19 protein-coding genes and 1 pseudogene are annotated in these 19,872 nt (G+C 71.7%); 8 read left to right on the top strand and 12 right to left on the bottom strand.

Annotated features, from left to right (window positions below; genetic code table 11):
• Positions 1 to 11: 11 nt before the first annotated feature.
• Complete coding sequence (locus WMJ97_RS06285) at positions 12 to 1,625, bottom strand: gamma-glutamyltransferase family protein (protein ID WP_347348124.1); 1,614 nt, start codon at positions 1,623 to 1,625, stop codon at positions 12 to 14.
• 172 nt (positions 1,626 to 1,797) lie between these two features.
• Here WMJ97_RS06285 and WMJ97_RS06280 point away from each other — a divergent pair, with 172 nt between their 5' ends.
• On the top strand, positions 1,798 to 2,460 hold the full coding sequence (locus WMJ97_RS06280; RefSeq protein WP_347348123.1) for a transaldolase family protein: 663 nt from the start codon (positions 1,798 to 1,800) through the stop codon (positions 2,458 to 2,460).
• Positions 2,461 to 2,481: 21 nt separating this feature from the next.
• On the opposite strand, the gene WMJ97_RS06275 is transcribed toward WMJ97_RS06280, so the two are convergent.
• Positions 2,482 to 3,135 carry an HAD family hydrolase gene (locus WMJ97_RS06275; protein ID WP_347348122.1) on the bottom strand — a complete coding sequence of 218 codons (654 nt, stop codon included), beginning with the start codon at positions 3,133 to 3,135 and terminating at the stop codon, positions 2,482 to 2,484.
• A gap of 90 nt (positions 3,136 to 3,225) precedes the next feature.
• Here WMJ97_RS06275 and WMJ97_RS06270 point away from each other — a divergent pair, with 90 nt between their 5' ends.
• From WMJ97_RS06270 to WMJ97_RS06260, 3 genes are read left to right on the top strand one after another with little or no spacing between them, the layout of a single operon-like run.
• Positions 3,226 to 4,386, top strand: a complete 1,161-nt coding sequence (locus WMJ97_RS06270; protein ID WP_347348121.1) for a hypothetical protein — start codon at positions 3,226 to 3,228, stop codon at positions 4,384 to 4,386.
• Positions 4,387 to 4,404: 18 nt separating this feature from the next.
• Positions 4,405 to 5,889: a cytosine permease gene (locus tag WMJ97_RS06265; protein ID WP_347348120.1), complete on the top strand. Its 1,485-nt coding sequence runs from the start codon at positions 4,405 to 4,407 to the stop codon at positions 5,887 to 5,889.
• Complete coding sequence (locus WMJ97_RS06260) at positions 5,886 to 6,467, top strand: cysteine hydrolase (protein ID WP_347348119.1); 582 nt, start codon at positions 5,886 to 5,888, stop codon at positions 6,465 to 6,467. Before WMJ97_RS06265 ends, WMJ97_RS06260 begins: the two co-directional genes overlap by 4 nt.
• Before the next feature lie 33 nt (positions 6,468 to 6,500).
• Here the strand turns inward: WMJ97_RS06260 and WMJ97_RS06255 are convergent, their stop codons facing one another.
• The 6 genes and pseudogenes from WMJ97_RS06255 to ald form a co-directional block, all read right to left on the bottom strand.
• A complete protein-coding gene (locus WMJ97_RS06255) occupies positions 6,501 to 7,406 on the bottom strand; it encodes a hypothetical protein (RefSeq protein WP_347348118.1) in 906 nt (301 codons plus the stop codon).
• Positions 7,407 to 7,519: 113 nt separating this feature from the next.
• Positions 7,520 to 7,993: an FABP family protein gene (locus tag WMJ97_RS06250; protein ID WP_347348117.1), complete on the bottom strand. Its 474-nt coding sequence runs from the start codon at positions 7,991 to 7,993 to the stop codon at positions 7,520 to 7,522.
• Between the two features lie 307 nt (positions 7,994 to 8,300).
• Positions 8,301 to 9,347, bottom strand: coding sequence for a zinc-dependent dehydrogenase (locus WMJ97_RS06245; RefSeq protein WP_347348116.1), 1,047 nt, complete (start codon positions 9,345 to 9,347; stop codon positions 8,301 to 8,303).
• Positions 9,347 to 9,787: a PTS sugar transporter subunit IIA gene (locus WMJ97_RS06240; protein WP_347348115.1), complete on the bottom strand. Its 441-nt coding sequence runs from the start codon at positions 9,785 to 9,787 to the stop codon at positions 9,347 to 9,349. Before WMJ97_RS06240 ends, WMJ97_RS06245 begins: the two co-directional genes overlap by 1 nt.
• 61 nt (positions 9,788 to 9,848) lie before the next feature.
• A pseudogene (locus WMJ97_RS06235) lies at positions 9,849 to 11,702 on the bottom strand (PTS transporter subunit EIIC); the annotation flags it as partial.
• Positions 11,703 to 11,833: 131 nt separating this feature from the next.
• Positions 11,834 to 12,961, bottom strand: a complete 1,128-nt coding sequence (ald, locus tag WMJ97_RS06230) for an alanine dehydrogenase (RefSeq protein ID WP_347348114.1) — start codon at positions 12,959 to 12,961, stop codon at positions 11,834 to 11,836.
• A 258-nt stretch (positions 12,962 to 13,219) separates the two neighbouring features.
• Between ald and WMJ97_RS06225 the strand changes: the two genes are divergently transcribed.
• The 3 genes from WMJ97_RS06225 to WMJ97_RS06215 are packed head-to-tail and all read left to right on the top strand — an operon-like array spanning position 13,220 to position 14,050.
• Positions 13,220 to 13,588, top strand: coding sequence for a hypothetical protein (locus tag WMJ97_RS06225; protein WP_347348113.1), 369 nt, complete (start codon positions 13,220 to 13,222; stop codon positions 13,586 to 13,588).
• A complete protein-coding gene (locus WMJ97_RS06220) occupies positions 13,585 to 13,854 on the top strand; it encodes a hypothetical protein (protein ID WP_347348112.1) in 270 nt (89 codons plus the stop codon). Before WMJ97_RS06225 ends, WMJ97_RS06220 begins: the two co-directional genes overlap by 4 nt.
• A 31-nt stretch (positions 13,855 to 13,885) precedes the next feature.
• Positions 13,886 to 14,050: a hypothetical protein gene (locus tag WMJ97_RS06215; RefSeq protein ID WP_347348111.1), complete on the top strand. Its 165-nt coding sequence runs from the start codon at positions 13,886 to 13,888 to the stop codon at positions 14,048 to 14,050.
• A 56-nt stretch (positions 14,051 to 14,106) separates the two neighbouring features.
• On the opposite strand, the gene WMJ97_RS06210 is transcribed toward WMJ97_RS06215, so the two are convergent.
• Positions 14,107 to 15,372 (bottom strand): MFS transporter, encoded by a 1,266-nt coding sequence (locus tag WMJ97_RS06210; protein WP_347348110.1) that lies wholly within the window; start codon positions 15,370 to 15,372, stop codon positions 14,107 to 14,109.
• 69 nt (positions 15,373 to 15,441) lie between these two features.
• Between WMJ97_RS06210 and WMJ97_RS06205 the strand changes: the two genes are divergently transcribed.
• Entirely contained in the window at positions 15,442 to 15,639 is a 198-nt protein-coding gene (locus tag WMJ97_RS06205) for a hypothetical protein (protein ID WP_347348109.1), read from the top strand.
• 24 nt (positions 15,640 to 15,663) lie between these two features.
• Here the strand turns inward: WMJ97_RS06205 and bluB are convergent, their stop codons facing one another.
• From bluB to WMJ97_RS06190, 3 genes are read right to left on the bottom strand one after another with little or no spacing between them, the layout of a single operon-like run.
• The gene (bluB, locus tag WMJ97_RS06200; RefSeq protein ID WP_347348108.1) at positions 15,664 to 17,550 is read right to left on the bottom strand and encodes a 5,6-dimethylbenzimidazole synthase; all 1,887 of its coding nucleotides are present in this window, start codon (positions 17,548 to 17,550) and stop codon (positions 15,664 to 15,666) included.
• A gap of 9 nt (positions 17,551 to 17,559) precedes the next feature.
• On the bottom strand, positions 17,560 to 19,047 hold the full coding sequence (locus tag WMJ97_RS06195; RefSeq protein ID WP_347348107.1) for an MFS transporter: 1,488 nt from the start codon (positions 19,045 to 19,047) through the stop codon (positions 17,560 to 17,562).
• A 52-nt stretch (positions 19,048 to 19,099) separates the two neighbouring features.
• Positions 19,100 to 19,741, bottom strand: coding sequence for a response regulator transcription factor (locus tag WMJ97_RS06190; protein ID WP_347348106.1), 642 nt, complete (start codon positions 19,739 to 19,741; stop codon positions 19,100 to 19,102).
• Positions 19,742 to 19,872 lie beyond the last annotated feature (131 nt).

Below are 19,872 nucleotides of genomic sequence, written 5' to 3'. Positions count from 1 at the left end.
GGGGCGGACGCCTACCAGCCCAGCGGGTAGGCGTCCGCTCTCGGCTCGCTGCCGGCGACGAGGACGCCGTCGGCGAGCGACCAGATGATCTGGCCGCGTCCGAAGTTCAGCGGGTCGGCGATCGCGACGTCGTGGCCGCGGGCGCGCAGGCCCTCGGCGACGGCCGGGTCGACGGTCGGTTCGAGCAGGACGCGGCGTCCGGATTCCCAGCGCCAGCGGGGGCGTCCGAGGGCGGTCTGCGGGTCGTCGCCGGCATCGACCGTGTCGACCACGACCTGAAGGTGCGCCTGGGCCTGCACGGAGCCGCCCATGACGCCGAACGGGCCGAGGGGGCGTCCGTCGCGGCTGAGGAACCCCGGAATGATCGTGTGGAACGGACGCTTGCCCGGCGCCAGCTCGTTCGGATGCCCGGGGGCGAGCGTGAACCCGCAGCCGCGGTTCTGCAGCGAGATGCCGGTGCCCGGGACGACGACGCCCGACCCGAAACCCCGATAGTTCGACTGGATGAAGCTGCAGTGCTGACCGCGGCCGTCCACGGCGCAGAGGTAGACGGTGTCCGAGCCGCGGTCCGAGCCGCGCGGGGCGCCCGGGGCCGGGTCGAGGGCCCGGGCGCCGATGAGCCGGCGGCGGGCGTCCGCGTAGGGCTTGGCGAGCAGCTCGGCCGCCGGGACGTCCGCGTGCTCGGGGTCGGCGACGTAGCGCTCGGCGTCGGCGAGCGCGAGCTTGGTCGCCTCGATGTGGCGGTGCCAGGCGTCCGGGTCGCCGGGGGAGGACGGCTCGAACCCCTCGGCGATGTTGAGCGCGATGAGGGCCGCGATGCCCTGCCCGCTCGGCGGGATCTCCCACACGTCGTCGCCGCGGTAGTTCGTCGAGATCGGCTCGACCCACTCCGAGCGGTGGGCGGCCAGATCGCCGGCTGTGAGCAGACCGCCGGTCTGCCGAGCGAAGGACGCCGTCCGCTCGGCCAGGTCGCCCTCGTAGAAGTCGGCGCCCCCGGTCGCCGCGATCGCCCGCAGCGTCGCCGCGTGCCCCGGGCTGCGCCAGACCTCGCCGACGCGCGGGGCGCGTCCGGCGGGCGCGAAGGTCGGGCCCCAGCCGGAGAACTCGGGCGCGGTCCGGGACGCCGCCTCCTCGGCCGCCCGCGCCCACTGCCCGGCGACGACCCCGGAGACCGGGTGGCCCTCCTCGGCCAGCTCGATCGCCGGCGCGAGGAGGCGGTCGAAGGGGAGGCGTCCGAAGCGGGCGTGCAGGTCCGCCCACGCCCGGACGGCCCCCGGCACCGTCACCGACGCCCACCCGAACGTGGGGACGGCTGTCAGGCCGGCCGCGCGGAGGCGGGCGGCGTCCCAGGCGGCGGGGGAGCGCCCGGAGCCGTTGAGCCCGTGGAGACGCCCGGCGTCCCAGACGAGCGCGAAGGCGTCCGACCCCAGGCCGTTGCCGCTCGGCTCGACGACGGTGAGCGCCGCGGCCATCGCGACGCAGGCGTCCGCGGCCGAGCCGCCGTCCTGAAGCACCCGCAGCCCGGACGCCGCGGCGAGCGGATGGCTCGTCGCGACCGCCCCGTGACGAGCGAAGACGGGCTGGCGGCGTCCCGGTTGGGTGAGACCCGTGAAGTCCAACTCCATGAACGAAACCTACTGGGCCGACGGGCGCGTGGGGACTGTCGAGTCGTCGCCCTGCCGATCCCTGTTGTTTGCTCACCCCTCGTGAGCAAGCCATAGTGGTGGCCACACGGGCGTGCCCGACAGGACGCACCGACAGCGCCCCGCCGCCCGGCGAGCCCAGCGAGGAGGCGCCATGACCCTGCCCATCACGTTGTTCGTGGACTCCGCCGAGCGCACCGCCGCCGAGCGCTGGCTGGCGACGGGGGCGATCTGGGGGCTGACGTCCAACCCGACGATCCTGCGCAAGGCCGGCGCGCGCCTCGCGGACGTCCCCGCGATCGACCAGTGGGCCCGGGCCGCGGGCGCGCAGGAGGTCTGCTTCCAGACGTGGGGCGACTCGGCCGAGGAGTGGTACGCCAACGCGATGCGCCTGCGCGAGGTGGCCCCCGAGGCGATCGTCAAGGTGCCCTGCACGGAGGCCGGCGCCTCGGTGATCACGCGGCTGCACCGCCACGGCGTCCCGACGCTGCTGACGGCCGTCTACGCGGCGAAGCAGGCGCTGATCGGGTCGGCGCTCGGCGTGAAATACATCGCGCCCTACTACCACCGCATGCTCGTGCAGGGGCGGGACGCCCTCGCCGAGTGCGCGCGCATGGCCGACGCCCTCCCGCAGGACGGCTCGGGGCCGATCCTGCTCGCCGCGTCCCTGAAGTCGGCCCGCGACGTGGTCGCCCTGACCGGCGTCGGGCTGCGCGCGTTCACCGCCGCGCCCGAGGTCCTCGAAGATCTGGTCGCCGACCAGCTCACCGCCGGCGCCGTCGACGTCTTCGAGCAGCACATGGCCGAGCTGCTCTGAACGACAGCCTCCCCGGCGCGGCTACTCCCCGGACTCCACCACGATCCGCACCGCCTCGGTCAGCGAGGACGCCTCGGCCGTCGGCCGCGGGAAAGCGTCGTCCCACGCGCGGCCGCGATGCAGGTACACGCTGTGGATCCCCGCCCGATGCGCCCCGAGGATGTCGGTGTCGGCGGCGTCCCCGATGATCCAGGCCGACTCCAGCGGCAGCCCGGACGCCTCCGCGGCCAGCCGATAGATGGCCGGGTCCGGCTTCCGGACGCCGACGGCGTCCGAGATCACCCAGCCGTCGACCTCGGCGTCCAGACCCAAGTTGCGGATCTTCGACTCCTGCTGCGCGACCACGCCGTTCGTCAGGACGAACGGCGTCCACCCCGCTGCCCGCGCCCGCCGCAGCGCCTCCACGCACCCCGGGACGAGCACCAGATGCTCCAGGACGCCCGCCCGCAGCACCCGCACGATGCTCTCCGTCTCCGCCTGGGTGAGGCCCAGGATGTCGGCCAGATCGGCGGCCACGTCGGGCTTGTAGCGCAGCCCGTCGCCGTCCGCGGCGATCATCGGGCCGAGCAGGTCGGGGGACGCCCCCCGCTTCTCCAGGTAGGACGCCGCCCACGCGCGATAGGCGGCTGCCCGGTCGACGAGCGTGTTGTCGAGGTCCAACAGCAACAGCGGCATGGCAGCAGCGTAACGGGCGACCGGCACCCATGGTTTTCTGTCGGCGGCGGCTCCTAGGGTGGTGGCATCTCTCACGGACGGAGCCCTCCCATGTCCACCGACAAGACCGTCGAAGCCCTGCGCGACTACGTGCGGGAGCACGCCGATGACTTCCTCGACGACCCGAACGTGACCTCGGTCGGCGTCGGCTACAAGGTGACCGGCGGCGTGCGCACCGGCCGCCTCGCCGTCTCGTTCACCGTTGCCCGCAAGCTTGCCGGCGCCGCGCTCGAGTCGGCCGGCACCATCCCCCTGCCCGAGACCGTCAGCGTGGGCGGGGTCGAGGTCCCCACAGACGTCCTCCAGCGCCGGTTCGCGCCCGGCGCGAACGCGACGCCGGTCGGCCAGCCGGGCGAGCCCGCACCGCTGCGGCCGCCCACGGTGGCCGAGGCGCAAGATCCGGAGCGGACGCGGCGGCGCGACCCCATGCAGCCCGGCGTCAGCCTGGCGAACGTCACGGTGACGGCGGGCACGTTCGGGTGCGTCGTCTACGACGCCGCGTCCGGCACGCCGTACGCGCTCAGCAACTGGCACGTGCTCAACGGGCCCGAGGGGCGTCCCGGCGACGCCGTGGTGCAGCCCGGCCCCTACGACGAACCGAACGTGGCGAACAACAAGGTCGGCGTGCTCGTCCGCAGCTACCTGGGCCGCTCGGGCGACGGCGGCGTGGCGACGATCGACGCGCGTCCCTTCACCGCCGACGTGTTCGAGCTCGGCGTGACGCCGGCGTCCTATCGCCGCGCCGAGCTCGGCGACCGGCTCGTGAAGTCGGGCCGCACGACCGGCGTCACGCGCGGGGTCGTGACGCGCGTCGAGACCGTCGTCGAGATCGACTACGGCGGCGGCCAGGGGGTGCAGCGGGTCGGCGGGTTCGAGATCGGCGTCGACCCCGCCGATCCGCCGGCCGACGGCGAGGTCAGCATGGGCGGCGATTCGGGGTCGGTGTGGCTGCAGCGGGCTGCGTCCGGGCAGGCGAGCGGTGAGGCGTCCGGGTTGCACTTCGCGGGCGAGTCGGGCGCGACTGAGACCGAGCACGCCATCGCCTGCGACCTTCAGGCCATCCTGGGGGAATTGCAGGTCGCGCTCGTGCCGGCGGCGTCCGCAGAGTCGGCGTCCGGGCACCGCCGCGACGCTCGTGCCCCGCGCTCGGATCCCCACCCGCGGGCAGCCGCACGGATTTCGTCGGCCGGGCGTATTCCCCCCGGGGACTAGGGATGCCACAGTGTGGGCATGTCCACCACGGAGTCCCGCGCCGAGAATCTCGACGCTGCCACGCGCAGCCGCCTGATCGAGACGAACGGCATCGACATCATCACCGAGGCCGAGCGCACCGCGAAGCCGCGCGATCTCTTCTGGCCCTGGTTCGCGGCGAACGTGTCGGTCTTCGGCATGAGCTACGCCGCGTTCGTGTACGGCTTCGGCGTCTCGTTCGGGCAGGGCGTCCTGGTGGCCCTGATCGGCATCCCGCTGTCGTTCATGCTGTGCGGCGTCATCGCGATCGCGGGCAAGCGGGGTTCGGTTCCGACCATGGTCCTGTCGCGCGCCGCGTTCGGTGTCCACGGGCAGAAGGTGCCAGGCATCATCAGTTGGTTCCTCTCGATCGGGTGGGAGACGTTCCTGTCGATCATGGCCGTGCTCGCCACCGCGACGGTGTTCGGGCGGCTCGGCATCGGGCAGGCCGACGAGGCGCGCACCACGAAGATCCTGGCCACGGTCGCGGTCGCCGCGCTGATCGTCGTGGCGTCCGTGCTCGGGTATCACACGATCATGCGGCTGCAGTCGATCCTGACCTGGATCACCGGCGCGATCACGGTGCTCTACATGATCCTCACGATCCCGCACATCAACTGGGCGACGGTCTCGGCCCTGCCGAACGCGCCCGTTCAGTCGCTCATCGGCGCCTTGACGATGATCATGACCGGCTTCGGCCTGGGCTGGATCAACATCGCCGCCGACTGGTCCCGCTACCAGCACCGGGACGCCCCCAACCGGTCCATCGTGTTCTGGAACACCTTCGGCGGCTCGGTCGCCCCCTGCATCCTCGTGATCTACGGGCTGCTGCTCGCCGGCTCCGACCAGCGGCTCTACGAGGGCATCAACGCCGACCCGGTCGGCACGCTCGCCACGATCCTGCCGGTGTGGGTACTGATCCCGTTCTGGATCACGGCCGTGCTCGCGCTCGTCTCGGGGGCGGTGCTGGGCATCTACTCCTCCGGCCTGACGCTGCTGAGCCTCGGCGTCCGCATCCCGCGTCCCGCCGCGGCCGCCGTCGACGGCGTGATCCTGACCACGGGCACGATCTGGGTCGTGTTCTTCCTCGGGCAAGGGTTCTTGGCGCCCTTCCAGAGCTTCCTCATCACGCTCGGCGTCCCGATGGCGTGGGCGGGCATCCTCATCGCCGACATCGTGAGCCGCAAGAAGGCGTACGACGAGGCGTCCCTCTTCGACGCAGGAGGCCGCTACGGCGGCCTCGACTGGGTGTCGCTCGGCACGATGGTGGTCGCGTCCGTGCTCGGCTGGGGGCTGGTCATCAATCAGTTCGCCGAGGACGCCCCCTGGAACAACTGGCAGGGCTACCTGCTCGGGCCGCTCGGCGGCAAGGACGGCCCGTGGGCGTGGGCGAACCTCGGCGTCATCCTGGCGCTCGTCCTCGGCTTCGTCGTCACCTACCTCGCCCGTCGGGGCAAGATCGCCCGGCAGGAGGCGCGCGCGTGACCACCTTCCAGACCGAGACGGGCCCCTGGCTCGTCATCATCGACGGCCAACGCATCTTCGCGGACCCGACGAGCCCGTGGGGCTCGCCGATGTGGGCGGACGCCCTTCCCCGCATCCTCGCGCTGGCCGACGCGTTCGGCCCGCGCGTCCTCAAGACCCGCTGGGTGCCGCCCGATCCGCGGGTCGGTTCGTGGGGGCCCTACATGGACGCCTGGCCGTTCGCCGACCGACCGGCCGACGATCCGCTCTACGACTTCGTCCCCGAACTGGAGGGCGTCGGGCACGAGTGCCTCGTGGAGCACTCGTTCGGCAAGTTCGGCCCGCGCATGGAGTCGATCACCGGCGGCTACCCCCACCTGGTGCTCACCGGCGTCTCGACCGACTGCTGCGTGATCTCCACCGCGCTGTCGGCTGCGGACGCCGGCGCCACCCTGACCCTGGTGACGGACGCCTGCGCCGGCTCGACGCCCGAGAACCACGCCGCCGCCCTCACGGTGATGGGCCTCTTCCCGCCCCAGATCACGCTGACGACCACGGCCGACCTGCTCGCGGCGGGTGGCCCTGAGGGCGCCGCCTGAACCAGCCGCCCGCCGGGACGAGCTCAGCTCAGCTCAGCGCCAACTCCAGTGCAGCCCGTAGACGCCCGGCTGCACATCGAGCTTCACGACCTGCGCCTGCGCCTCGTCCATCATCACCGGGTGGCTGGGCGGTTCGTGCTCGACCGAATGCTCGAGGCTGTGCCGCGCGAACGTCGTGACCAGCGACGGCAGGGCCTTCGGGTGGAACTGGACGCCGAGCACGATCTCGCGCAGCGGCTCGGGGCACGCGCGCACGAGCCGGAACGACGGCTCATCCGTCGGCGCCCACGTGACGAGATACTCGGTGCTGATCAGTTCGCCCCGTTGCAGCGGACGCGGCAGCAGCATCTCGCAGACGGTCAGTTGCCGCTCGGGGACCTCGACGACCCGGCCGACGCGGCAGCCGAACACGGCCTCCACCTCGGGCGTCACGGCCTGGTCGGCGGCGTCCTGCTGCAGCACGACGGGCCACGACTGGGTGCCCGACCGCTCGGCACGCAGCACCAGCCGGGTGAGTTGCGTCTGCTCGGCGCGGTTCTCGCCCACCGTCACCGTGTCGTGGATCGCGACCCGCGAGATGCGCCCGGCGACGTCGATGCCCAGTTCGTTGATGATGCGCTCCGCGACCGACTCGCCCGGGATGACGGTCTGCCACGGGAAGAGCTGGTGCTTCGTCCGGCCGTCCGCGCTGCGGATCAGCTCGATGAGCGTGCCCTGCTCCAGGTCGAGGATCGACTCCAACTCCACCAGCGTGCGGAGCGACCGCGCCCGCGTGGGCAGCGATCGCCCCGACTGCCAATAGCTCAGGGTGGCGTTGCTCACCGGGACGCCCGCCACTTCGAGCCGCGCGCGGATGCGGTCGAGCGACAGGCCTCGCGCCTGAACAGCCTTGCTCAGCACCTGGGCGAAGGTCGGCTCGTCTGCATGCTGGTCGGTCATGTCTCGCTTCCTTGAAGCCCCGGCCGCGTGGGAGGGGAGTGGCGGCCTCGTGACGTTCAATGACACCCTAGCCTCTCCGCGCGCCCCCGGGGCTTCGACGAGGACGGGTGTCCTCATGGAACGCGGTGCAGCTCCGACGAGAGGTGGTGCGTCAGCGGCAACCCCACGGCGGCCATGCTCATCTCGTAGGCCAGCGTCTCGCCCGTCAGGACGAACCGCCTCGTGATGCGGTCGACCTGCTTGGCCGACGGCGTGACCTGCACGTCCGCGTCCGTCCGCACCGTCAGCGTGCCGCCCTCGATCGCCACGCTGCCCGTGCCCAGCTCGGTCTGGCCCATCGGCAGCGCGCACACGATCTCGACGACACCGGGCGAGGGGCACCGCAGGTACCCGGCCTCGGTGTGCAATGGCAGGCCGTCGGGCGTCTTCGTGCGCTGCACGAACGACACGAAGGGTTTTCCCGTGGTCGTGAACTCCCAACCGTCGGCGAAATCGAACCCGTCGATCGTCGGGTAGACGCCGCGTCCGACCCCCGCCCACGTGCCCAGGAGGGGCGCGAGCGCGATGACATCGGGGTGCAACTCCATCGGGGCTCCTCTCGACAGGGGCACGCTACCGGACGTCGCCAGCCGAGCGACACCGCCCGAAACACCGGGAACTCACCCAGTAATGCTGTGAATTCTCTGAGAGTAGTAGGACTTAAGTGCCGCCCGAACGGCACGTTCGCACGATGTCGCCCGCGCGGGTGACTTCTTACGCTCGAAACGAAGTTCGCGGGGAATCGTGGCCCATGCCGCGAGGAGTCGACTTCACATGGCGTCTGGTCAACGCCATCGCGCCCGGTGCGTACCACTGGTACGCACCGGGCGCGGGTTAAGCCGGACGCCGCGAGCCCTACGGCTCGACGGTCACCTTGATCGCCTCGCCCTTCGCGACGATATCGAACGCGTCGAGGGCGTTCTCGAGCGGGATGTGCTTGGTGATCAGGTCCTTCACCGGCACCTGGCCCGTCGAGATGTACTCCAGCGCGCGCTTGTTGTGCTCGGGGGCCGAGCCGTTCGCGCCGTGGATGTGCAGCTGCCGGTAGTGCACCAGGTTGCTGTCGCACGTGATGGTCGGGTTGTTCTTCGGCAGGCCGCCGAAGAACGAGATCCGCCCGTTGCGCGCGGCCATGGCGAGCGCCTGCTCCTGCGTGATGTTCGCCGGGGTAGCGGTGATGATCACGTCGGCGCCGCGGCCGTCGGTCATCTTCATGACCTCCTCGACGACGTTGACCTGCGAGCTGTCGATCACATGGTCGGGGTGCACGGCCTCCGCCGACATCTTGAGCCGCTCGGCGTTGATGTCGACCAGCACGATCGTGCCGGCCTCGTGGACGCCGCGCGCGATGCGGATGTGCATACACCCGATCGGGCCCGCACCGAACACGACGACGAAGTCGCCGGGCTCGATGCCGAGCTGCTCCTGAGCGTTGATCGCGCAGGCGAACGGCTCGGCGGCGGACGCCTCGTCGTAGCCCACGTTCTCGGGGATCCGGTTCAGCCCGTCCACCTTCAGCACCTGCTCGGGGACGATCATGTACTCCGCGAAGCCGCCGTCGTACTGGTAGCCGACGGACGTCTGGTTCTCGCAGACCTCCATCCACCCCTTCTTGCACTCGTGGCACTCCCCGCAGGGGACGGCCGCGATGCTCTGCACGCGGTCGCCGACCTTGAAGCCGCCGAGCGCCTCGGAGCCCACCTCGACGACCTCGCCGGCCACCTCGTGGCCCATCGTGGTCGTGCCCGTGATGTTCACGTGACCGTTCTTGAAGATCTTCACGTCGGTGCCGCAGGTCGAACAGTTCTTGACCTTGATCTTCACTTCCTTGGGCCCGCATTCGGGCTCAGGCACATCCTCCAGGCGAACGTCGCCCGGGGCGTAGAACCTCAGCGCCCGCATCAGGAGGCATCCTCCGGAGCGAGGAGCGCGAGAACCTCGTCGACGCTCGTGGCGCTGCGCAGCTTCTCGGCGCTGTCCGGGTCGGACAGGACGCCTGCCAGCGAGGACAGGATGCCGATGTGCTCATCGCTGTTCGACGCGATGGGGATGCACACGACGACCTGATGGCCGTTCCAGTCGACCCCGTCGGGGAACTGGAGGAAGGCGAGCGAGGCCTTGTGGATGTGGGCACGGCTTTCGTTTGTGCCGTGGGGGATCGCGAAGCCCTCGCCCATGTAGGTCGAGATCTGCTCTTCGCGGGCGTACATGCCGTCCAGGTACTCGGGGCCGGCAGCGCCGATCGCGACAAGCACGTCTGCGCACTGCTTGATGGCGTCTTGCTTGGACGCGGCCTTCAGGCCGAGCTTGACAGCGTCCGGGGTCAGCACTGACTCACTCAATGTTCTCTCCGTTCTTGATGGCGTTCTCAACGTTAGTGAATGCGGGGTCGCCCATGTAGATCTTGAAAGGAATCACCACGGCTTGGGGCGCCTGCTTCTTGGCCCGGTCCGCGAGCCCCTCCTGGGTGAGGACCAGTTGCGCGTCGTCGGGGATCTGGTCGACGGGGGTGTGCGCGACCTCGACCCCATAGGGGGCCAGCTTCTTCTTCATCTGCGCGGCGACCATGACGGAGCTGCCCATGCCCGCGTCGCAGGCGATGATCAGCTTCCGCACGTCGCTGCCCTTGAGGGTCGTCTTCGCCGGGCCGGACGCCTCGGGCGCCGGCTGGGCCGGGGCGACGGTCGCCTTCGGCGCGGACGCCGCTGCGGCCGCCGGTCCGCCGATGCGGCCGCCGGACTTCATGGCCTCCTCGACCTGCGTGAAAGCGGGATCGCCCATGTACTGCTTGAAGGGCACGATCGTCGCCTGCGGAGCGGTCTTGCGGGCCCGGTCGACGAGCCCCTCCTGCGTCAGGACCACCTGCGCGTCGGCCGGGATCTGGTCGACGGGGGTGTGCGCGACCTCGACCCCGTAGGGGGCCAGTTTCTTCTTCATCTGCGCGGCGACCATGACGGAGCTGCCCATGCCGGCGTCGCAGGCGATGATCAGCTTCTTCACATCGGCCGCGTCCACGCCCGGCCCGGACGCCCCGGCGGCCGGCGCGGCGGCGTCCGACACCACCTGGGCGCGCGTCGGCTCGGCCGACGAGCCGGCCTCACGGACGACGCGGGTCTCGACGTCGGCGTCCACCACCGCGTCCTCGGGACGGCTGACGCCGCCCTCGTCGTCGGCGCCGCGGCCGAACTTCAGCAGGGCCGAGGCGACCACGAACGAGACGACCGCCGCGGTGCCGACCATGGCGAGCATCGCGAGGTGGCCGCCGGGGGGAGTCACCAGGAAGTAGGCCAGGATCGAGCCCGGGGACGCCGCGGCCGCGAGCCCGGCGTGCAGCATCGTGCCCACGAACAGGCCCGACATGGAGCCGGCGATGGTCGCGAGGATCAGGATCGGCCGCATCAGGATGTAGGGAAAGAAGATCTCGTGGATGCCGCCGAAGAAGTGGATGATGATCGCGCCCGGCACCGACGGCCGCAGCGACTTCGGGCCGAACAGCATGAACGCGGTCAGCAGCCCCAGGCCGGCGCCCGGGTTCGACTCGACCATGTAGAGGATCGACTGGCCGGTCGCCTGCACGTCGATCGCCGCGAGCGGGGTGAAGATGCCGTGGTTGATCGCGTTGTTGAGGAAGAGCACCTTCGCGGGCTCGACGAAGATGGACGCCAGCGGCAGCAGGTTGTGCGAGACGAGGAAGTGGACGCCGCCCGACATGACCGCGATCAGGGCGCTCACGACCGGGCCGACGCCGAACACGCCGAGGATCGCCAGGAGCATGCCGAGGATGCCCAGGGAGAAGTTGTCGATGAGCATCTCGAAGCCCGAGGGCACCTTGCCCTCGATGGCCCGGTCGAAGAGCTTCAGCAGGAACGCGGCGAGCGGGCCGATGATCATCGCGCCCAGGAACATCGGCGTGCCCGTGAACGTCGCGATCTCGGTGATGCCGCCCATGATCACGCCGACCGTGGCGATCGCGCCGATGACCGAGCCGCGCTGGCCGTGGACCATGCGCCCGCCGGTGTAGCCGATGAGGATCGGGAGCAGGAAGTACAGCATCGGGCTCACGAGCCCGGCGAGCGTGGCGTTGGGCAGCCAGCCCTTCTCGATGAAGAGGGCGGTGATCAGGCCCCAGGCGATGAACGCGCCGATGTTGGGCATGATCATGCCGGCGAGGTAACCGCCGAACTTCTGGACGCGGGCCCGAACACCGGGCCCCTCCAGGTTCTTGTTCACCCGTGCGTCGGGTAAGGCTGAGGACATGTGGGGGTCTACTTTCTTGACGTCGCTGTCGCGGGCTCCCGTCGGTGGGAATCCAACAGATACAGACACTGTAAACCTGTGAGTGTGTCTGTTTCAAGGGGAGAAAACAAAGTTATCCCACATCGCCTCGCTCAGCCGGCGTGCTCGGGGTTGCCCGGGAAAGGCCCCGCGGGCAGGTCGGGGAAGGCCGCGGCGACGCCGGGGCAGGAGATCCGGCCGTCGACGGTGTTGAGGCCTTTGGCCAGGGCCAGGTCGTCCGCGGTTGCCTGCCGCCAGCCCTTGTTCGCCAGCGCGAGCGTGTAGGGCAGCGTGGCGTTGGTGAGCCCCCAGGTCGAGGTGTTCGGCACGGCGCCGGGCATGTTCGCGACGCAGTAGAACGTGGACTCGTGGACGGTGAACGTCGGGTCGTCGTGCGTCGTGGGGTGGGAGTCCTCGAAGCAGCCGCCCTGGTCGATCGCGACGTCGACGAGCACCGAGCCCGGCCGCATGCGGGCGACCAGGTCGTTCGTCACGAGCTTGGGGGCCTTCGAGCCGGGGATGAGGACGGTGCCGATGACGAGGTCGGCCTCCAGCACGTGCCGCTGGACGCTGAGCGCCGTGGAGGCGATCCCCTGGATGCGGTTGCCGTAACGCCAAAACGTCATCCGCAGCTTGTCGAGGTCGGTGTCGAGCACCGTCAGGTTGGCGCCCATGCCCAGCGCGATGTTCGCCGCGTTCTGGCCGGCGACCCCGCCGCCGAGCACGACGACCTGGGCGTTCGCGACCCCGCCGACGCCGCCCATGAGGACGCCGCGTCCCCCGTGGGGCTTCATCAGCGCGTGCGCGCCCACCTGCGGGGCCAGGCACCCCGCCACCTCCGACATGGGGTAGAGCAGCGGCAGCATCCCGGAGGGCAACTGCACGGTCTCGTAGGCGATCGCGGTCGTCCCGGCGGCGAGCAGCGCCTCGGTTTGCGGACGGTCGGCGGCGAGGTGCAGGTAGGTGAACAGGGTCAGGTCGGCGCGCAGGTAGCCGTACTCCTCGGCGACCGGCTCCTTCGCCTTGAGCACGAGCTCGCCCGACGACCAGGCCGCCGCGGCGTCCGGCACGATCGTCGCCCCCTGGGCGGCGTACTCCTCGTCGGTGATCGACGATCCCTCGCCCGCGCCGGCCTGCACGAAGACCTCGTGCCCGGCCGTGGTCAACTCGTGGACGCCGACGGGCGTGATGGCCGTGCGAAACTCGTTGTTCTTGACCTCGGTGGGGACGCTGATCCGCATGCGGCCGTTCCTTTCCTGCGAGCCGGACGCCGACGCGCCGGGGTGCGCCGGCCTTTCCCAGCACTCTACGGCGGGCGGCGTCCGGGGCCGAGGGGTTCATCGAAGGCGCGGGGTCCGCGACCCGCGCGGGAAACGGTTCAGGGGGAATGCACGTGGCTGAAAAGTGTTCCGTGGGGTCTGGCGCGTCAGCCGTGTTCGCGATGCAATGGCCCTTCACGACGGGATTCGTCGTCGCTGGAGCAAAGGAGATGACGCAGCATGGCTGAGCACGAGGACGGCGTTCCGGGCGAGAAGCAGGAGCACGTGCGCCACACCCGGCGGGAGGAGCTCGACCACGACTTCGCCCAGGGGCACCCCGATTACGTGACCGACGAGGAGGAGACCCCGCAGAGCCACTTCCCGCAGGGCCACCCGGGCTACATTCACGACGACACGGCGGAGGAGTACGAGATGGCCCAGGGCCATCCGGGCCATCAGGACGCCGAGGGTCACGAGATCCACAACCAGGCGTGGGATCGTGAAGAGCGCGACGAGGCGGCCCGTCACGAGAAGCACGAGAAGCACGAGCATCACGGCTTCCTGCACCGCAAGGATCACGGCGGCTCGCACCAGGCGGAGGAGAAGTGAGCAGCGACGGGCCGGTCGAGGAGATCCGCGACCTGATCACCGGCGAGGCGGCCGACCGGGGTGACCAGCAGATCCTGGATCGCATCCGCGCCGATCACGAGCGGAAGCAGGAGGCGGACGCCGCGGCCGCGGAGGCGTCCGAGCCGGTCTCCGGCAGCGTGAACGAGCCCGACCCGGGGCTCACCATGCGCGATCTGGCCGACCAGGCCGAGGCCGACGGCCGCGCCCAGAAGCCGAGCAAGGAAGACGCCGACGACGACCTGTGAGGTCCGCGGCGAGTACCAAAAGGAGCGAGCGATGACGCACGACCCCATCGACGCCGACGAGTTGGCCGCCGACGACGTCGACACCAGCGACAGCCGCGGCGAGATCGACGAGGTGCCCACGCCGCAGCGCGTTGATCCGCAGGAGGAGGCCCTCCGCGCCGTGGAGGATCAGGGCGTCGACCGCAGCGACGGCTGACGCACCGTTCACGCACCCGCCCGCGCCGGAGCGCGCGGGCGGACGAACGTGCGCCCTCACACCTCCGGGGTGTAATCGTGGCGGACGACCAGCGGGGGGAGCCGCCAGTGCCGCCGGCGGAGCAGGAAGAGCACCGCGACGACGAACGCGATCCCGGTGGCGGCGGCGCCGATGCCGAGGGCCGCGCGCGGCCCGTAGGCGTCCCCGATCCAGCCGATGACGGGGGCGCCGATCGGCGTCCCGCCCATGAAGATCGCCATGTAGAGGGCCATGACGCGCCCGCGCATCGCGGGCGTCGTCGACAACTGCACCGACGCGTTCGCGGCCGTCATGACCGTGAGGGACGTGAGGCCGACGGGGACGAGCAGCACCAGGTACCAGACGTAGGTGGGGGCGGCGGCGAGCAAGGCGGTGAACAGGGCGAACCCGCCGAGCGCGGCCACGATGATGAGGTTGCGCGGCGACTGCCGCCGCGCCGCCAGCAGGGCGGCGCCGAGCGTGCCGATGCCCATGATGGTGCCCATGAGGCCGTACTGCTCCGACCCGACGCCGAACACGATCGTCGCCATGAGGGCGTTGGTGACCTGGAAGTTCAGCCCGAACGTGCCGAGCATGAAGACGAGGAACAGGATCAGGACGATGTCGGGCCGGTGGGCGACGTAGGCCAGGCCCGCGCGCACCGACCCGCGCCCGCGGGAGAGCGGGGCGGGGTGCAGCTCGGCGGGGTTCATGAGCAGCAGCGCGACGAGCGTCGCCACGTAGCTGAGCGCGTTCAGGGCGATGACCGGCGCGATGCCGAGCGCGGCGATCGCGAGACCGGCGAGCCCGGGGCCGACGAGACGGGACGCGTTGAACGTCGTGGAGTTCAGTCCGACCGCGTTCGTGAGGTAGGCGTCCGGAACCATCTCGGAGGCGAACGCCTGCCGCGTCGGGTTGTCGACGGCGGCCACGACCCCGCTGGCCGTGGCCAGCGCGTACACCTGCCAGAGCTGGATGACGCCGAGGAACGTCAGCAGGGCCATCACGCCCCACACGAGCGCGGCGGCGCTTTGGGTGATGAGCAGGAGCCGGCGCTTCGGGATGCGGTCGGCGAGCGCGCCGGCCGAGGGCGCCAGCAGCGCGATCGGGAGGAACTGCAGACCGGTGATCACGCCGAGCGCGGTGGAGGAGTGGTCGGTGAGCACGGTGAGGACGAGCCAGTCCTGCGCGACCCGCGACATCCACAGCCCGATGTTCGACAGCAGCATGCCGACGAAGTAGAGCCGGTAGTTGCGGACGCTGAGCGAGACGAACATGCCCCGGCGGGGTTGCGGCGCGTTCACGTCCTCATCACCGCGCCGAGACTACCCCGCCCTGGCGGGCAGGCGTCCGTCGCGCCTAGTGTTGCCTTCATGAGCGATGCCCGCCGCGAAGACTCTGTCGACGACCTCCCGACCGGCGCCGTGGAGGATCGGGCCTACGATCCCGATGATCGCGAGGCGCTCGTCGAAAACCCCGACGACCGCTACGTCCCCGACGGCCCCCGGCTGCCGGTGGCCGAAGATCCCGACGACCTCGAGGTCGATCTCGCCGACGACGACGACGCCTGACGGCGCTCGAGGACGCCGCCCGCCTCAGCGGGTGCGCCCGGCCTCGCGGCGCACCGCGAGGCCGGCGAGCAATGCCTGCGCCGTCAGGGACGCCCCGACGCCCTCGCCGGCGCGCAGCCTGAGGTCGAGCAGCGGCTCCAGCCCGAGTTGCGTGAGCACCTCCTCGTGGGCGAACTCGCGGCTCACCTGACCGGCGACGAGCCGCGCCTGCACGGCCGGGTTCACCTCGACGACCGCGAGGGCCGCGACGCTCGTGGCCAGCCCGTCGAGCACGACGACGCCGCCCGCCTCGGCCGCGCCCAGCACGACGCCGGCGAGCACCGCGAACTCCGGGCCGCCGACCTCGGCCAACGCGGCCGCCGGGTCGGCGCGGAGGGCGGCGGCGTCCACCCGGTCGAAGACGCGGGCGAGCACCTCGGCCTTGTGGGCGACCATCGCGGAGTCCGAGCCGGCGCCCATGCCGACGGCCCGGGCCGGGGCGAGGCCGGTGAGCGCGCACGCGAGCGCGGCGGCGACCGTCGTGTTGCCGACGCCGATCTCGCCGAGGCAGACGAGGCCGGTCTCGGCGGCGCGGGCTCCGAGGTCGCGGCCGGTCGCGACGAGGCGGGCCACGTCGGCGGGCGAGAGGGCGGGGGCGGCGACGAGGTCGCCCTGGGGGTCGTCCGGGCGGACCTGTTCGGCGCCGGCGAGGGGGCCGCCGGCGACGCCCGCGTCCACGACGATCGAGGCCAGCCCGGCGTGCCGCGCGGCGACGACGCCGACCGCGCGGCCGGCGAGGGCGGCGTCCATGACCTCGCGGGTGACGGACTGATCGAACGCCGAGACCCCGTGAGCGGTGATCGGGTGGTCGGCCCCGACGAGCACGAGCGTGCCGCCGCGGATGCCCTCGCCGGCGGCCGCGACGACGCGGTCGAGGGCCTGGTCGAGCTTGCCGAGCGAGCCGGGCGGGGTGAGAAGGTCGTCGGCGCGGTCCTTCGCGCGGACGACGTGGCGCTGGTCGGGCGCGGCGACGTCGCTCCACAGGGGCGACGACGGGTCCGCGACGGGCGGGGCGACGGGGGCGTCCGCGGGATCGGGGTCGACCCCGGCCGGGCCGGGGCCGGCGGCGTCCTGGTCAGGGCCGGCCGGCCCCCCGGCGAGGGCGGACAGCGGAGGCTCGGGGGCGTCCTCGGGCCAGCGTTCGGCGAGAATCACGTCGTCGAGCGGCAGCTTGCGCGACCACGCGCGCCGCTCCAGGCCCGGGGCCGGCGGGCGCTCGTCGGGCCAGCCGAGGCACAGCCAGCCGAGCGTCTCGACGCCGGCGGGCAGGCCGAGCAGCCCGATCAGCTCGCTGGGCCGCATCAGCGTCACCCAACCCATGCCCAGCCCGGCGGCGCGGGCCGTGAGCCACATGTTCTCGATGGCGGCGGCGCAGCTCCACAGGTCGGCGTCGGTGAACGTGTTGCGGCCGAGGACGCCCTGGGCGGGGGCCCGGCGGTCGCACGCGACGACGAGCCCGAGCGGCGCCTCCCGGATGCCCTCGAGCTGCAGGTCCAGCAGGCGGGTCGCCCGTTCGGGGGTGAGCTGGCGGGCCTGGCGCAGGCGCTCGCGGTCGGCCATGAGGGCGGCGCGCTCGCGGGTGCGCCGGTCGCGGACGACGATGAACCGCCACGGCTGGCTGTGCCCGACGCTGGGGCCGCCGTGGCCGGCCTCGATGACGGCCCCGACCAGGGCGTCCGGGACGTCGTCGGGACGGTAGCGCCGGATGTCGCGCCGGGCCCCGATCACGCGGTCGAGGGCCGCGCGCGTCTCGGCGTCGAAGGCCCAGCCGGCGACGTCGTCGTCGCGCTCGGCCGACGACGAGGCGTCCCCGATCAGCGGCACCGGCCGCCTCCAGATGCGAGCGTGCGAATCGGTTCCGGCCTGGGTCATAGCCCCAATCTAACCGTCGGTGCCGGGCGCCGGAGCCCGATGCTGGACGAGGTCGCGGTACGCCAGCCAGCATGCGATCAGGTGCACCACGACGATCACCGTGAACCCGGCGACGAACCCGGTCGTCCAGCCGGCGAGGTCGTGGCCGGCGAACAGGACGCCGGTGATCACGGTGTTGCCGATCGCCGTCCCGATGCGTTCCGCGGTTTGCTTGACGCCGCCGGCGGTGCCGCCCTCGGCCACGGGGACGTCCGAGAGGCTGAGCGTCTGGTTGGCCGACCCCACGACGCCCATGCCGAACCCGTTGAACATCAGCGGGACCGCGAGGACCCAGTGGCTCCAACCGGCGCGCGCAATGAGCGCGGCCACGACGATGCACAGGGTCGAGCCCACGACCATGGCGGCCAGCCCGAGCAGGACGATGCGGCGTCCGGACGTCATCACCCGGCGCCCCGCCCACATCGACGCGTACCCCGACACGATCGCGTTCGGCAGCCCGACCAGACCCGTCTCCAGGGCGCTCACGCCCAGGCCCGACTGCAGGAAGAGCGCGACGAGGACGAAGACGGTGGCTGAGCCGACGAACATCGTCCCGGAGATGAGGATGCCGTTGCTGAACGAGCGGAAGGCGAAGAGCCGCAGGTCGACCATCGGGGCCCGGCCGCGGGCCGCGTAGCGCCGCTCCCAGCCGATCCACAGGGCCGCGAAGCCCGCCGCGGCGAGCAGCAGCAGCCAGATCGCCGGGTGCGGATGCTGCATGAAGGGCAGCATCACGCACAGGACGGTCGCCGCGACCAGCACGGCGCCGACCGGGTCGAGGTCGATGGCCTCTGGACGCGGCCCGCCCACGCGCCGGCGCTCGGTCCGCGCCGCCCAGCGGCGGCGCTCGATCGCGAACGGGAACCACGCCAGCGCGAGGATCACCGCGAGGACGCCGAGCGGCAGGTTCACCAGGAACGCGCCGCGCCAGCCGAGCTCGGGGCCCAGCCAGGCGATGATCGCGCCGGCGACGATCGGTCCGATCGCCACCGACACGCTGATGACCAGGCCGAACAGCGCGAACGCGCGGGCGCGTGCCGGCCCGGCGAAGTACTCCTGGATCATGCCGATGATCTGCGGGCTGTAGAGCCCCGCGCCGACCCCCTGGACGACGCGGGCCACGTTGAGCGAGACCGGCGCCGGCGCGAGCCCGCACGCCAGGGACGCGCCCACGAACAGCAGCAGGCCGGCCACGAACAGCGAGCCGCGCCCGAGGACATCCCCCGCCCGGCCGGCCGGGATGAGCGTGATGCCGAACGCGAGCGCGTAGCCCGACAGCACCCACTGGATGTCGGTGGGCGTCGCGCCCAGCCCGGTCTCGATGGTGTGGAGCGCCACGTTCACGCTGGAGACGGCCATGAGCGACATGGCCAGGGGCAGCAGCAGCACGGCGAGGATCCGCGCGCGGTGAAAGGTCCGGGTGCTCCCGGGGATGCGGATCACGTTGTCGTCGGGCACGGACTCCTTTGTACCGGGTCGGCGCCCGGGGCGCCTCCGCGCGGACGCGCGCCTACAGCGGTTCGGGGCCGGGCAGGCGTCCGTCTTCGACGGCGCGGATGTAGAGGTCGGTCCGCGTGTCGGCCGGACGCCCCACCTCGGTGTACTTCTTGCGGGCGCGCAGCAGGTACTCGCGGGCGGTCTGCTCGCCGACCTCCATGCGGCGCGCGACCGACTTCAGCGGCAGGCCGGTGGCGTACAGGCGCAGCGCGTCGGCCTCGCGCGGCGTCAGGTTCGGGATGCGGGCCTGGTCGTCGTCGAGCGCGGCCGCCCAGTCGGAGCTCAGGTACGGCTCGCCGGCCTGCAGGCAGCGGATCGCCTCGACGAGCTCCTCGAGCTCGTCGTTCTTGCCCACGATGCCGGACGCCCCGGCGCGGAAGCACGCGGACACGAGCGTCCGGCGCGTCTCCTGGGTGTAGAGCAGCACCTCGCAGCCGACGTCGTGCAGCAGGCGCACGTTCTCCGCCGGGACGCTGTCGTCCGCGAGCTGAAGGTCGAGCAGGGCGATCTCGGGGCGGGGGGCCAACTCGGCCGCTTCCTGCGCGGTGGCGCAGGTAGTGATGCCGGCGTCCCGAAAATACTCGCGCAGGCTCGCCGCCACGCCTCGCAAAATGGCGGGGTGGTCGTCGACGATCACCAGTCGGAGTTGTGGCATGTCCCTATGATGACAGCCCGCAGTGCGAAGTTCGCGGCATCCTGTCCACATTAATGGGGACATACCGGCCGGGGAAGTGGGGTTTAGTCTCGTGGGTATCCCCCCACGCGGGGGACACCGAAGGGATGAAG

The sequence above is a fragment of the Nigerium sp. genome, from assembly GCF_039811905.1.
GTDB lineage: Bacteria > Actinomycetota > Actinomycetes > Propionibacteriales > Propionibacteriaceae > Propioniciclava.
Note: the sequence above shows the minus strand (reverse complement) of the source record. Positions and strands in the feature narration are given on the sequence as shown.

What these genes read in the sequence shown, in the direction of transcription:
- WMJ97_RS06215 (WP_347348111.1), top strand. Translation starts at nt 13,886, where the DNA reads ATGACGCACGACCCCATCGACGCCGACGAGTTGGCCGCCGACGACGTC.
- WMJ97_RS06250 (WP_347348117.1), bottom strand. Translation starts at nt 7,993, where the DNA reads ATGGAGTTGCACCCCGATGTCATCGCGCTCGCGCCCCTCCTGGGCACG.
- ald (WP_347348114.1), bottom strand. Translation starts at nt 12,961, where the DNA reads ATGCGGATCAGCGTCCCCACCGAGGTCAAGAACAACGAGTTTCGCACG.
- WMJ97_RS06190 (WP_347348106.1), bottom strand. Translation starts at nt 19,741, where the DNA reads ATGCCACAACTCCGACTGGTGATCGTCGACGACCACCCCGCCATTTTG.
- bluB (WP_347348108.1), bottom strand. Translation starts at nt 17,550, where the DNA reads ATGACCCAGGCCGGAACCGATTCGCACGCTCGCATCTGGAGGCGGCCG.
- WMJ97_RS06255 (WP_347348118.1), bottom strand. Translation starts at nt 7,406, where the DNA reads ATGACCGACCAGCATGCAGACGAGCCGACCTTCGCCCAGGTGCTGAGC.
- WMJ97_RS06285 (WP_347348124.1), bottom strand. Translation starts at nt 1,625, where the DNA reads ATGGAGTTGGACTTCACGGGTCTCACCCAACCGGGACGCCGCCAGCCC.
- WMJ97_RS06245 (WP_347348116.1), bottom strand. Translation starts at nt 9,347, where the DNA reads ATGCGGGCGCTGAGGTTCTACGCCCCGGGCGACGTTCGCCTGGAGGAT.
- WMJ97_RS06265 (WP_347348120.1), top strand. Translation starts at nt 4,405, where the DNA reads ATGTCCACCACGGAGTCCCGCGCCGAGAATCTCGACGCTGCCACGCGC.
- WMJ97_RS06225 (WP_347348113.1), top strand. Translation starts at nt 13,220, where the DNA reads ATGGCTGAGCACGAGGACGGCGTTCCGGGCGAGAAGCAGGAGCACGTG.
- WMJ97_RS06270 (WP_347348121.1), top strand. Translation starts at nt 3,226, where the DNA reads ATGTCCACCGACAAGACCGTCGAAGCCCTGCGCGACTACGTGCGGGAG.
- WMJ97_RS06275 (WP_347348122.1), bottom strand. Translation starts at nt 3,135, where the DNA reads ATGCCGCTGTTGCTGTTGGACCTCGACAACACGCTCGTCGACCGGGCA.
- WMJ97_RS06205 (WP_347348109.1), top strand. Translation starts at nt 15,442, where the DNA reads ATGAGCGATGCCCGCCGCGAAGACTCTGTCGACGACCTCCCGACCGGC.
- WMJ97_RS06280 (WP_347348123.1), top strand. Translation starts at nt 1,798, where the DNA reads ATGACCCTGCCCATCACGTTGTTCGTGGACTCCGCCGAGCGCACCGCC.